9 protein-coding genes are annotated in these 13,201 nt (G+C 71.4%); 6 read left to right on the top strand and 3 right to left on the bottom strand.

Annotated elements, in window-relative coordinates; translation table 11 throughout:
• The first annotated feature begins 56 nt into the window (after positions 1–56).
• Entirely contained in the window at positions 57–932 is an 876-nt protein-coding gene (locus K336_RS0105530; protein WP_123826091.1) for a hypothetical protein, read from the top strand.
• 66 nt (positions 933–998) lie between these two features.
• Here the strand turns inward: K336_RS0105530 and K336_RS0105535 are convergent, their stop codons facing one another.
• On the bottom strand, positions 999–2,129 hold the full coding sequence (locus K336_RS0105535; RefSeq protein WP_028706496.1) for a hypothetical protein: 1,131 nt from the start codon (positions 2,127–2,129) through the stop codon (positions 999–1,001).
• A gap of 3 nt (positions 2,130–2,132) precedes the next feature.
• Entirely contained in the window at positions 2,133–3,323 is a 1,191-nt protein-coding gene (locus K336_RS0105540) for a MalY/PatB family protein (RefSeq protein WP_021796392.1), read from the bottom strand.
• 129 nt (positions 3,324–3,452) lie between these two features.
• On the opposite strand from K336_RS0105540, the gene K336_RS0105545 reads away from it, so the two are divergent.
• The 5 genes from K336_RS0105545 to K336_RS16890 all read left to right on the top strand — a co-directional run bounded on the left by K336_RS0105545 (position 3,453) and on the right by K336_RS16890 (position 11,007).
• Complete coding sequence (locus K336_RS0105545; RefSeq protein WP_021796383.1) at positions 3,453–4,622, top strand: uroporphyrinogen-III synthase; 1,170 nt, start codon at positions 3,453–3,455, stop codon at positions 4,620–4,622.
• Positions 4,623–4,705: 83 nt separating this feature from the next.
• Positions 4,706–6,739: an NAD(+) synthase gene (locus tag K336_RS0105550; protein WP_021796375.1), complete on the top strand. Its 2,034-nt coding sequence runs from the start codon at positions 4,706–4,708 to the stop codon at positions 6,737–6,739.
• Between the two features lie 45 nt (positions 6,740–6,784).
• A complete protein-coding gene (locus K336_RS0105555) occupies positions 6,785–8,245 on the top strand; it encodes an Eco57I restriction-modification methylase domain-containing protein (RefSeq protein ID WP_051245443.1) in 1,461 nt (486 codons plus the stop codon).
• 5 nt (positions 8,246–8,250) lie between these two features.
• Positions 8,251–9,177 carry a BsuBI/PstI family type II restriction endonuclease gene (locus tag K336_RS0105560; protein ID WP_043150387.1) on the top strand — a complete coding sequence of 309 codons (927 nt, stop codon included), beginning with the start codon at positions 8,251–8,253 and terminating at the stop codon, positions 9,175–9,177.
• 936 nt (positions 9,178–10,113) lie between these two features.
• Entirely contained in the window at positions 10,114–11,007 is an 894-nt protein-coding gene (locus tag K336_RS16890; protein ID WP_051245444.1) for a PadR family transcriptional regulator, read from the top strand.
• Positions 11,008–11,210: 203 nt separating this feature from the next.
• On the opposite strand, the gene K336_RS0105570 is transcribed toward K336_RS16890, so the two are convergent.
• On the bottom strand, positions 11,211–13,184 hold the full coding sequence (locus K336_RS0105570; protein WP_028706498.1) for a solute carrier family 23 protein: 1,974 nt from the start codon (positions 13,182–13,184) through the stop codon (positions 11,211–11,213).
• Positions 13,185–13,201: the final 17 nt, after the last annotated feature.

Consider the following 13,201-nt stretch of genomic DNA (forward strand, 5'->3'; position numbering starts at 1 on the left):
GGGCCCGGGCCGGTCGCTGCGGCCCGAGGGCGGCCGCCTCGCCTAGGGTTGGCCCCATGAACCGTGTTGGCCCCGTGACCCGCCGCATCGTCCCCGCGCTCCTCGCCGCCGCCGTCCTGTCGGCCGCCGGCTGCGCCCAGAACCCCTCGGCCAAGAACGGCGACCCGTCGGGCTTCGGCCCCACGAGCACCTCCCCCGGCGCCACGAGCACCGACGGGGCCAAGGCCATCGAGGGCTTCGACTTCGCCGGCGCCGACTGGTACGACGCCCGCTCGGGGCAGACGCTCCACGCCGGCTCGACGCCCTCGCAGGACTTCTGGTGGCAGGTCGACACCGGGACCAGCGGCAACCCCGTGCAGTACGCCGACCTCGACCACGACGGCGACGAGGACGCCGTCGTCTGGCTGACGAGCGGCGAGGGCAACGGCTACTGGCACCACGCCTACATCTGGACCTGGGACGCCGCCCGGGGCACCGCCGTCCAGTCGCCGTACCCGATCACCGACGACTCCTCGTGCGGCAACGCGACGAAGTCCCTGAGCGTCGACGCGGCGGCCGGCACGATCACGGCGACGCGCCTCATCCGCAACGGCGAGGCCTGCTCGGATCTTCCGTCGCACGAGGTCACCAACACGATCACGCTCGAGAACGGCGTGCCGATCCGCACGGCCCCGGTCCGCGCCTCGGCCGGCCCGTGCCTCAACCCGGCCTCCGACGGCCGCGCGACCACCGAGATCGCCACCAGGCCGTTCAAACTGGCGCCCGATGCCGGCGCCCCCGAGCTCCCGCTCGACCGAGTCACGTGGGTGGCCCTCGGCGGCGGCCGCGACCAGACGACGAACGGCTTCCACCAGGTGCTCTTCCGCGCCGACGGCGACTCGCTCACCTGGTACTGCGCCTACACCGACGAGGTGGGCGTCGCCAACGGCTGAACGGCGCCCACCGCTCGTCCGACCGGGACGGCCCTGCGCCCGTCCGGGCGGGTTCGGACCGGCCCCTCAGCCGCGGGCCAGCTCGGCGCCGTCCAGCGCGTAGGTGATGGTGAGGCGCCGGGCGCCGGCGTCCTGGCCGATGCGGCTGTCGGCGACGATGACGACCTGCCCGTGGGCGTCCGACCAGCCGATGCTCAGCGCCTCGGCGGTCGGCGACGCGGTGGGCAGCTCGGGGACGGCGAGGAGCCGGGCGAGCAGCCCGGCGTCGAGCCCGCCCGGATCGACGCGGTGCGCAGCATCCCCGGCCCCGGCATCCCCGACGCCGTCCGGGGCCGAGGGCTCGTCGACGACGGTGAGCGGCAGCTTGCCCTCCGAGGGGCCCCCTCCCGAGCACAGGCGGGTCTGGTCCATCCAGGGCCGGCCGCCGCCCGGCGCGCCGCCGGCGTCCTCGGCCGGCCACAGCGCCTCGGCCGCGCAGTCCTGCCGGTTCGCCAGCCGGACGACGGCCGCGCCCCCGGCCGGGGCGAGACGGTCCAGGTCGCCGAGCACCGAGCCGAGGGCGGCGGCGGTCCCCAGATCGCTGTGCACCTGGACGACGCGCGTCCCGATCCAGTCCTGCACGATGCCCACGGTCGGCGTGCCGGTCCAGTCGCCGCGCGTGCAGTGCGCGGTGATGCGGGCGGCCCCGCCGGCCCCGGCGGCCGCCTCGACCCGTGTGAACTCCTCGCCGCAGGCCGTCATCGACCCGGCGTAGCGGGTCCAGGCGCGCGAGAGCTGCTCGGCGTCGGCCTGGAAGAACTCGCCGGCCGTCTCCCCGGTGCGCGGCGGGGAGCCGGAGACGAGCCGTGGCAGCGACTGCGGGCGGACGCTCCACAGCTGGTCCCGGCCGTCGGGCGCGCGGACGGTCAGCTCGAGCTCGGCGCGGGCGATGGACGCGGAGACGAAACCGGTCGCCCCGGAGTCGGCGCGCACGCTGCTCACCGCCCAGGCGAGGAACGGGGCACTCGTGACGGCGTCGTCCAGCGGGGCCTCGGCCCCGGCGCGGGCCACGAGACCGGGGGCCACCGCGCAGCCGAGCGCCGCGGTCACCGCGACGGCGCAGACGGTCCCGCCGAGGCGCAGGGCCCGTCGTCCCCCGGCGCGCCGCCCGTCCCGGGCCCCTGCAGCGCGCGAGCCCCCGGCCGGTCCGGCGGCCATGGCTCAGGCGAGCCCGGACAGGCCGTTGACCAGCTGCTCGACCCCCTGGGAGAGGATCGCCGGGGTGGTGGCCAGGTTGAAGCGGACGAAGCCCTTCGCCTGCGGCGAGAACCATTCGCCGTAGTCGACGGCCAGCCCGCAGGTGTCCTGGAGGAACGAGCGCATGTCGGCGGGCCGGACGTAGTCGCGCAGGTCGAGCCACAGCAGATAGGTGCCCTCGAGGGTCGGCATGAGGGCGGTCGGGGCGACCTCGCGGACCCGGGCCCGGAAGCCCGCGTCGTTGACGCGGAGGAGCTCGGTGAAGCCGTCCAGCCAGTCCGCGCCGCCCCGCCAGGCGGCCTCGGCGGCGGTGAGCCCCAGGATGTTCGGCTCGGTCTGCACGTAGGCCCTCGCCCAGGAGTCGTAGCGGGCGCGCAGGCCCTCGTCGTGGATGACGATGTGCGAGTGGACGAGGCCGGCCAGGTTGAAGGTCTTGGAGACCGCGCTCAACGTGATGACGCGGTCGCGGTGGCGTCCGCCGGCCACCTCGGACATCGCGATGAACGGGCGGGTGCCGGGCAGGATGTCCTGGTGGATCTCGTCGGCGACGACGAGGACGTCGTGGCGGGCGCAGATGCCCAGCACCGCGTCGAGCTCGTCCTCGGTCCACACGCGGCCGACCGGGTTGTGCGGGGAGCAGGCGATCCACAGCCGCACGCCGCCGTCGACGACGGCGCGCTCGAAGCCGTCGAGGTCGAAGCCGTACTCGCCGGCCCCGTCGCGGACCAGCTCGCTCGTGACGAGCCGGCGGCCGGTGTCGCGCACCGCGCTGTGCATCGGGTAGTAGACCGGCGTCGTGAGCAGGACGGCGTCGCCGGGCTCGGTGAAGGCGCTGATCATCCAGTAGAAGGACGAGACGACGCCGGTGCCGAAGCGCACCCGCTCCCGCCTGACCCGGGCCTGGCCGCGGGCCGCCGCCCAGGCGTCGAAGGCCTCGAAGTAGGAGTCCGGCACCGTGGCGTAGCCGAAGGCTCCGTGCCGCACGCGGGCGGTCAGCGCGTCGAGGACGGCCTCGGGCGCGCGGAACTCCGTGTCGGCCACCCACAGGGGCAGCAGATCGGGGTTGCCGAATCGTTCGCCCAGGGCGTCCCACTTGAGGGAGTCGGTGTTGCGGCGCTCCACCCGGTAGCGCTGCACGAAGGTCTCGGCGTCCATCGGTCCTCCTGTCGGTGCACGAACCCGTGAATTCTCTCACCCCGGCGCGCACCGTCGGGCCTCGTCCGGGCGGCGACTCTCCGGCTGAGACCGCTTCGTCGGGCGCGCGGGGCGTGACAGGCTTGGCCCGTGACGAATCCAGAGGCCGAGCTCCCCGCACGGGGCCCGGCCGCGCACGGATTCGTCGACGGGGCCTTCACCGAGGTGCTGGCCGGCGCCCGCGTCCTCATCACCGCGCAGCGCCGTGCCGAGGACCTGTCGGCCGCCCTGAGGCGCCGCGGCGCCGGCACGGTCATCGCCTCGATCCTGGGGGTCGAGCACCACATCGACGAGGCGGGCCTGCTGGGCGTCACCCGCGACCTCATCGACGAACCGCCCGACTGCGTCGTCGTGACGACGGGCATCGGCCTGCGCGCCTGGCTCGACGCGGCCGACACCGCGGGCCTGTCCGAGGCGCTCGCCGGGATGCTCCGGGGCACCTCCACGATCGCCCGGGGCCCGAAGGCGCTCGGCGCGCTGCGCGGCGCGGGGGCCGAGCCGGCATGGGTCTCCCCCCGGGCCAGCTCCCGCGAGATCCTCGACCGCCTGCTCGGGGCCGGCGTCGAGGGCCGGCGCGTCGTCGTCCAGTGCCACGGCGCCGGGGACGACGGCCTGTCCGAGGCGCTGCGCGAGGCGGGCGCCGAGGTGACGCCGTTGACCGTCTACCGGTGGGGCCCGCCGCCCGACGCCGGGGCCGTGACGGACTCGATCGACGAGCTGCGCGCCGCCCGCTTCGACGCGGTGGCGTTCACCTCCTCGCCCGGCTCGGCCGCCTGGGTGCGGGCCCTCGACCGGGCGGGGGCCCTCGCCGAGGTGCGCGCCCAGAACCTGGCGGGCCGGCTGCTCCTCGCCGCGGTCGGCCCGGTCGCCGCGGAGCCCCTCGTCGGGGCAGGTCTCGATGCGGGCTGCCCCGAGCGCGGGCGCATGGGTGCGCTCGTCCGGTACATCTCGACGCGGGTCGCCGAGAACGCCCTGACCTGCGTCATCCCGGCCGGCCTGCTGCGCGTCCACGCCACTGACGCCGCCCTCGGCCAGCGGCCGCTCCGCCTGTCGCCGGGCGGGCTGGCGGTCGCGCGTCTGCTCGCGGGGCACCCCGGCGAGACCGTGAGCCGCGAGCAGATCCTCCGCGTGCTGCCCGGCGACTCGACCGACCCGCACGCCGCCGAGGTCGCCATCGCCCGCCTCCGCGAGGCGCTGGCCAGCCCGGCGTCCATCCGGACGGTGGTGCGCCGGGGCTACCGTCTCGTCGACGCCAGCTGACGGGCCGGCGCAGGGCGCGGAGTGCGTCGCCCGCCGCCGCGGGGCGACAATGGGGGCCACCACCGGCAGACGACAGGAGGGCCATGAACTTCGCCTCGCTCTACGACCAGGGCTTCGCGCGCATCGCCGCGTGCACGAACGCCGTGGCGATCGCCGACCCGGCCACGAACGCGGAGCGCCTGGCCGGGCAGGGGCACCGCATGGCGGGCCGCGGCGCCGCCGTCGTCGCCTTCCCCGAGTTGAGCCTGACCGGCTACGCCATCGACGATCTGCTGCTCAACGGGCGGCTGCTCGACGCGACGCTCGAGGCGCTCGGCTCCTTCGCCCGGGCCACCGCCGCCCTGACGCCGCTGTTCATCGTCGGCGCGCCGCTGCGGCGGGGCAACCGGCTGTACAACTGCGCGGTGGTGGTGCACCGCGGCCGGGTGCTCGGCGTGGCGCCCAAGAGCTATCTGCCGAACTACCGCGAGTTCTACGAGAAGCGCCACTTCGCGCTCGGCGCGGGCATGCGCGGCGCCATCGACCTCGGCGGGCTCGGACGGGCGCCCTTCGGCGACAATCTGCACTTCCGCGCCCGCGACGTCGAGGGCCTGCAGGTGCACGTGGAGATCTGCGAGGACATGTGGGTCCCGGTGCCGCCGAGCTCGCGCGCCGCCCTGGCCGGGGCGACCGTGCTGGTCAACATCTCGGGCTCGCCGATCACCGTCGGACGCGCCGAGGACCGCCGCCTCATGTGCCGCTCGGCCTCGGCCCGGGACCTGGCCGCCCACGTCTACTGCGCCGCCGGCCTCGGCGAGTCGAGCACCGACCTGGCCTGGGACGGCCAGACGATGATCCACGAGAACGGCGTCCTGCTCGCCGAGACCGAGCGCTTCCCCGACGGCCCGCGCGCCTCGGTCGCCGACGTCGACCTGGCGCTGCTGACCGGGGAGCGGCTGCGCAACGGGTCCTTCGACGACAACGCCGTCCGCTTGGCCGGAGCCGGCCTCGACGACGGGGCCGAGGTCATCGACTTCGTCCTCGACCCGCCGCGCACCGATCTGGGGCTGGCCCGCGAGGTCGAGCGCTTCCCCTTCGTCCCCGCCGACTCCTCGCGGCTGGCTCAGGACTGCTACGAGGCCTACAGCATCCAGGTGGCCGCGCTGCGCCAGCGGCTCGCGGCGATCGGCGAGCCGCGGATCGTCCTGGGCGTCTCGGGCGGGCTCGACTCGACGCACGCCCTGCTCGTCGCCGCCCGGGCGATGGACCTCGCCGGGCGCCCGCGCACCGACATCCTCGCCGTGACGATGCCGGGCTTCGCCACGAGCTCGCGCACCCGGGGCAACGCCATGCGGCTGGCGCAGGCGCTCGGCACCACCTTCGAGACGCTCGACATCCGCCCGGCCGCGACCCGGATGCTCCAGGACCTGGGCCACGCCGAGGACGAGTACGACGTCACCTTCGAGAACGTGCAGGCCGGTCTGCGCACCGACTACCTGTTCCGCATCGCCAACCAGCGCGGCGGCATCGTGCTGGGCACCGGGGACCTGTCGGAGCTGGCGCTCGGCTGGTGCACCTACGGCGTCGGCGACCAGATGAGCCACTACGCGGTGAACGCGGGCGTCCCGAAGACGCTCATGCAGCACCTCATCCGCTGGGTCATCGCCTCGGGGCAGTTCCCGGGCGAGGTCGGCGCGGTCCTCCAGTCGATCCTCGACACCGAGATCAGCCCCGAGCTCGTCCCCGTCGGCGACGGCGACCGGCCCCAGTCGACGCAGGACGCGATCGGCCCGTACGCGCTCCACGACTTCGCCCTCTACTACTGGCTGCGGCACGGTTTCCGGCCCAACCGGATCGCCTTCCTCGCCCAGCGGGCCTGGAGCGACGCCGACGAGGGCGACTGGCCGGCGAACTTCCCCGAGGATGAGAAGCGCTCCTACACGCCGGCCGAGATCACGCACTGGCTCGGCGTCTTCTGTCGGCGCTTCATGCAGTCGCAGTTCAAGCGCACGGCCGTCCCGAACGGCCCGAAGGTGCTCGCCGGCGGCGCGCTGAGCCCGCGCGGCGACTGGCGCTCCCCCTCCGACGGCAACGCCCGCGTCTGGCTGGCCGAGCTCGACAACATCCTTGGGAGCTGAGTCAGCCGCGACTGATGAGGACCGGACAGACTCGCGACCGCAGGCGTGTCGGCGGTCAGCGGTACCGTGATGGTCATGGACATGGTGGGGCGCGCGGCCCGCAGGCGCGAAACTGCGCTGGCCGATCTTGACGAGACCGAGCGAGCGGCGAGAGGTCAGTTCTTCACGCCCACCGCCGTCGCCAAGATCATGGCCCGTCTGCTCAAGGTTCCCGATCACGGAGTCGTGCGAGTGCTCGATCCCGGCGCCGGATCGGGGATGCTCACTGCAACGCTGGTCAGCCATCTCGCAACCGTCACCCCAAGCCTCCGGGTTCACGTAACCGCCGTCGAGGACGACACCTCCCTGCTGCCAGCGCTGCGCGAGACACTAGACGACTGCTCCGTGCTCGGGGCCGAGACTCGCCTCATCGCCGAGGATTACGTCTCGTGGGCCGTGACCAGTGACGAACGTTTCGACCTTGTCATTCAGAATCCGCCTTACCATAAACTCCGCGTTGATAGCACCGCCGACGTGCTGCTCCGCAATGCAGGGATCGTCGTCCCCAACATCTACGCGGGGTTCATGGCGCTGGCAGCGCGTCAATTGACTCCAGGTGGTCAGATGGTGGCGATCACACCGAGGTCGTGGATGAATGGCACCTACTATGAATCCTTCCGCCGTGGTCTCTTGGATCGCGCCGCCATCGACGCGATCCACACTTTCGCATCGCGCTCCTCGGTGTTCGGAGACATGGGCGTGCTCCAAGAGTCGATTATCGTGTCAGTGACCTCAAATGCAATCCAGGGACCGGTGCGACTTTATTCGTCGGTCGATCAGGCCTCTGAAACCGCTGAACGTATCGTCCCCGGAAACCAAGTAGTCACACCCGATTTCGTGTTCGTCCCGGCCAGCCGGTCAGACGCCGATGCCGTGTCGTGGATGGCGAGCGCGACCCGAACTCTCGCTGACCTCGGACTGACGGTTTCAACTGGGCGAGTGGTGGATTTCCGCTCGCGCGACCTGCTCCGCCACTCCCCCGACCAGCCCTGCTCCCCCATGATTTACCCGGCCAACATCGTTGAACGCACAGTCCAACACCCCCGCACGAGACTGAGAAAACCCCAGTGGTTTGCGATCGATTCCACAACAGCGAGCAAACTCCTCGTTCCGGCGGGCGTCTACGTCTTGGTCAAGCGCTTCTCCTCGAAGGAGGAGAAGCGCCGCATCGTCGCAGCCGTCTGGGACGACGACCGGGCCCCCGCCTTCGACAACAAGCTCAACTACATTCATCGGGCCGGGCACGGACTCGACCCGGGTCTCGCACGCGGCTTGGCCATATGGTTAAACTCCACCCGGGTCGACGACTACTTCCGCGTCTTCAGTGGACACACTCAAGTCAACGCGACCGACCTGCGACACATGAGATTCCCCAGCCATGCCGAGCTCCTCGAGCTGGCTCGGACGAACAGCGACATCGACATTGCAGTCGAACAACTCTTCGCCGCTAGGAGGAAGGCCGCGTGAGCACCATGGAGGAGGCCAGACGGATCCTCACCGCACTCGAGTTCGACACGAAACGAACCAACGAAATGGCAGGCCGCACCCTCATGGCACTCGCCGGCGTCGACGAGAACACGCCTTGGTCAAAGGCCACTGGAGAACGCCTCGGAGTCCGAGCCATCATGGACTGGATGCGTGAGAGGCTGGAGCATCCGATCGCGGAGAATTCCCGTGAGACCTTCCGTCGTTTCGTCCTGCATCAGTTCGTGGATGCCGGGTTCTGCCTCCACAACGACGATGATCCTTCCCGGCCGACCAATTCCTCACTCAACAACTACCGCATCAATCCCGAGGCACTCCTAGTGATCCGAGAGTTCGGTACACCAGATTTCGAGCAAGCGGTCGGTGAGTACCTCGCGGACGCGCCCGGATTGGCCACTAGGTATGCAGCGGTGCGCGAGATGACCCGCATACCAGTCACCCTGCCCGGCGGCAGGACCATCGATCTTAAAGGCGGTGGTCAGAACGTCCTGCTCAGGGACATGATAAAGGATTTCTGTGCCTACTTCATTTCCGGCGGAGAAGTCCTCTACGTCGGAGACGCAGATGCAAAACTCATGCTTTTCGAGCAACAGCGACTTGCCTCTCTGGAAATCCAGCTCGACTTGCACGGAAAGTTCCCGGACCTGATCGTGCACGAACCCGATAAGAACTGGCTCTTTCTCATGGAGGCCGCGTCCACACACGGACCGATCGACCACATCCGTCACAGCGAGCTCTCGACCATTTTCGCATCCTGCACCGCGAAGCTCATCTACGTCTCCTGCTTCCCTACTCTCGCAATCATGAGAAAATTCCTCGTCGACCTTGCCTGGGAGACCGAGGCTTGGGTCGCAAACAACCCGACCCACATGATCCATCTCGATGGTGACAGATTCCTCGGGCCACATCGATAGGCATCGTGAATTCGTTCTCAGTACTGAAGACAGTGAGTTCTCCTCAATCCCGAGCACATCCCGCGTCTTTGAGGTTTATGCAAAACCTTGACACAATCCAAGTGAAACACCTAGCCAGCAGGCCCATGGAATTAAGTTCTGCATAAGCCTCCCTGTCGACTTGGCTCGACGCCGAATCCATACTGAGGGGCGGGCCGGTTGGGTTCCCGTCATCACGCACCCGGAGGAACGGGCGGCTGAACCTTCTGCTGCGCGGTGCTGGACGCCCGGAACCACCGGATCGTGGATTGGACCGAAGCCGGTGGTGCGATGAAGCCGGACCGAAATGGGCTCTAGGGGAGGCTCCGGATGATCTCCTTGTACGGTCGACGGCGTTGTCCTCGGCGCCGATGTCCCGGCCGTGCGAAACATGTCAAGACGTCGGGACAACGCCCGCGTCTGGCTGGCCGAGCTCGACGAACCGGCCGAGCGGGACTGACGTCGATCCGTGGCTCGGCAAGCGTTCCCAGACCCCGAGACGCGCCCTCGCACCCGCTGACGCCCTCCGGAGGCGCGGCGGGCGTCCCTGGATGCGGCTGGCAGCGCGCACCCGCGCACAATCCGCGCGCCGGCGCTGTGACTGCGGTTCCGGGCCGCAACCCCGCGCTCGACCCCGCCCGTCGGCCGTGCACTCTTGATTGTGTCGATGTATCGAAGTAGCATTCGATACATCGACATGATGGCCGGGCGTCCATGTTCCTGGGCCGCCGCACGGGCCCGATCCGGACGGCTCGTCGACCCCGTACGGGGCGGCAGACGCACGAAGGGCCCCGGGAAGCCCGGCGACCATCCGCAGGCGGGGCAGAGCGAACCCACCCGGCGCGCGAAGAGCCCAGAGGAGCCCGACGACCATCACGAGCATCACCCGACAAGGGCACGAGAGGCGAGGACAGAATCATGAGAAGGCGTTTCGAGCACTACATGGCCATGAACCCGGACGACATCGGGCACGGCCCGGCAGGACGCAGCCGACACCGCCACGAGGACTGCGAGGGTCGCGCCGGGGCCGAGAGCCGGCGCCGCGGGCGTCCCCCGTACGGCCCCGGCGCCGGCAGGGACGACGAGCACCGCACGCCCCGCGACGAGGCCAGAGGGCGCCGTCGGCGCGGCGGGTGCGGGCCGTGGGACAGCGCCGATGGGCCCCGCGGCCCCTGGGACGGGCGCGACGACTGGGACGAGCAGGCCCCCCGGGACCCCTGGGGAGGCAGGCCCCCGATGGGCGCCCGACCCGACGGCGGGCCCCGTGACGGCTGGGGGCGGCCCACTCCGCCGCACCCCGGACGGGGCCGCGGGCGCCGCGGCGATGTGCGCCAGGCCGTGCTGCGCGTCATCGCCGAGCAGCCGTCCACCGGCTACCAGGTCATGACCGCCATCGCCGACAGATCGCGGAATCTGTGGAAGCCGGGGCCGGGCTCGATCTACCCGGCACTGCAGGCGATGGCCGACGAGGGCCTGGTCAGCTGTCAGGAGGGCGAGGGCGGCAAAAAGATCTACACGATCACCGAGGCCGGCACGAGCCGCTTGGCCGAGCACCCCGGAACGGCCCCCTGGGAGCGCATGACGCGCGACATGGCCGGCACGCTCGATCTGCGCCCGGCGATGGGGGCTCTGCGCAGCGCCGTCGCGCAGGCCGCCCGCTCGGGCACGCAGGCCCAGCGGCGGAGGGTCGCCGAGCTCCTCGATGCGACGCGCAGGCAGGTCTACCTGGTCCTCGCCGCCGACGAGGCCGAGAAGACCGGGGAGGACGCGGCGGGGCCGGACGGGGCGCCGACGGCACCGGCCGAGAACTGATCGACCCGGTCGGGAGTCGTGCCACGCCAGGCGACCGCCGGGCCCGCCCGTGGAGCGCCGCCGCGTCCTTCGCCGGATCCGGGGCGCCCCCAGTGCGGGCTCGACGGCCCGACCCGTCCCCGCATGCGGCTGACAGCGCCACCCGTGCACGATCCGCGCGCACGCGCTGTGACTGCGTTCAAGGGTCGCAGGACGCCCGGAACTCAGTTCTCGAGCTGCTCGAACTTGCGGGACCAGGCGGTGCGCACCGGGTTCGCGTCGGCGACGAGCCGGTCGAAGCGGTTCTCGGCTATCTCGACGACCTGGCCCAGCGCGACGCGGCGCTCCAGCTCGGGCGAGTGCTCGACGCGGCGCCAGGCGTCGGCGATGAGCTGCTCGCGGGAGGCGAGGTTGGCCACGCAGACGACGAGCGGCATGCCGAAGCGCTCGCGGTAGGCGGCCGAGGCCGCCGCGAGCTCGCCGCGCTGGACGTCATCCATGCGGTCGAGGGCGATGGACCCGACGTCGACCTGCGCCTGCTGGTCGTCCGCCGTCCGGCCGTCGGCGTCCGCGGCGACGAGATCGACGATGTCGACGTAGCCGTTCACGAGGGACTTCTGCTCATCGGGGGCGGCTGCGAGGACGGCGTCCTCGAAGGCCTCGCGCAGGGCGGTGACCGAGGCGAAGGGCCGGGCCTGCGCGGCTCGCTCGACGGGCCAGACGGCGCCGCTGAACAGCAGGGCGAAGGCGGCGGCGAAGGCGTCCGGGCTCATCGCGTTGATCTCCTCGAGGTCGACCTGCCGGCCGTCGCTCACGGCGACGTCGGGCGTGCGGTGCGGGCCGACATGGAAGAACAGGATGTTGAGGATGATCGCGACGACGGCTCCGAGGGTGACACCGGAGCCGAAGAGGATCTGCAGCCAGCCGGGCACCATCGTGGCGAGCCGGGGCTGGAGGGTGACGAGCAGGGCCAGCCCGATCGAGGTCGACACGATGACGGAGTTGCGGTTGTCGTGCAGGTCGACCGTGCGCAGGGTCTGGATGCCGACGACGGCGACGGAGGCGAACATGGCCAGCGAGGCGCCGCCGATGACCGGCGAGGGGATCGAGTCGACGACGGCCCCGGCCTTGGGCAGGAGGCCCAGCACGATCATGACGGCGCCCGCGGTCGTGACGACCCAGCGGGACTTCACACGCGACAGGCGCACGAGGCCGACGTTCTGCGCGAAGCAGGTGTAGGGGAACGAGTTGAGCACGCCGCCGAGCAGGGTGGACAGGCCGTCGGCGCGCAGGGCGTTGGCGATGTGCCGGGAGGTGATGCGCCGGCCGACGACCTCGCCGGTGGCGAAGACGTCGCCGGTGGTCTCGACGGCCGTGATCGCCATGACGATGACCATCGAGACGATGCCCGCCACGGTGAAGCGCGGCAGGCCGAAGTGGAAGGGCGTCGTGACGCCGACGACCCCCGCCCGGCCGACGGCGGAGAAGTTGGCGTCGCCGAGGGCCAGGGCGACGAGCGTGCCGGCGACGAGGCCGATGAGCACGGAGATGGTGGCGACGAAGCCCTTGGACAGCCACTGGACGACGACGATGACGGCGAGCGTGAGCAGGGCGTAGCACAGCCCGCGGACGGTCAGGGCGGCGGCGTCCTGGCCCTCGGCGGCCCCGGTCCCCCACGAGACGATGTCGGAGGCGGCGACGTTCATGAGGGTGGTGCCCATGATGGTCAGGAGGGTGCCGGTGACCACGGGCGGGAAGAAGCGCAGGAGCTTCGCGAACAGGGGCGCCGCGAGGAAGGTGAGAAGCCCGGCGACGATGATCGAGCCGTACATGGCGCCGAGGCCGGCGACCCCGCCGCCGTTGGCCAGGCCGATGGCGATGAGAGGGCTCACCGCGGTGAACGTGACGCCCTGGAGCAGCGGAAGGCGCACGCCGATCCGGGGGCCGAGACCGGCCGACTGGATGATCGAGGCGATGCCGCAGGTGAGCAGGTCGGCGTTGATGAGGTGGATCGTCGTCTCCGAGTCGAGGCCGAGCCCGCTGGCGATGACGAGGGGCACGACGACCGCGCCGGCGTAGAAGGCCAGCACGTGCTGGACGCCCAGGACGGCGAGCCGACCGACCGGGGGCACCTGGTCGACGGGGTCCTTCGTCCTCGCTGCGGTGCCGGCTCCCGGCGCGGTGATGGCTTCTGACATGGGCTGGTGCTCCTGAC

Source organism: Propionibacterium acidifaciens DSM 21887, from assembly GCF_000426605.1.
In the GTDB taxonomy this organism is placed as follows: Bacteria; Actinomycetota; Actinomycetes; order Propionibacteriales; family Propionibacteriaceae; genus Propionibacterium; species Propionibacterium acidifaciens.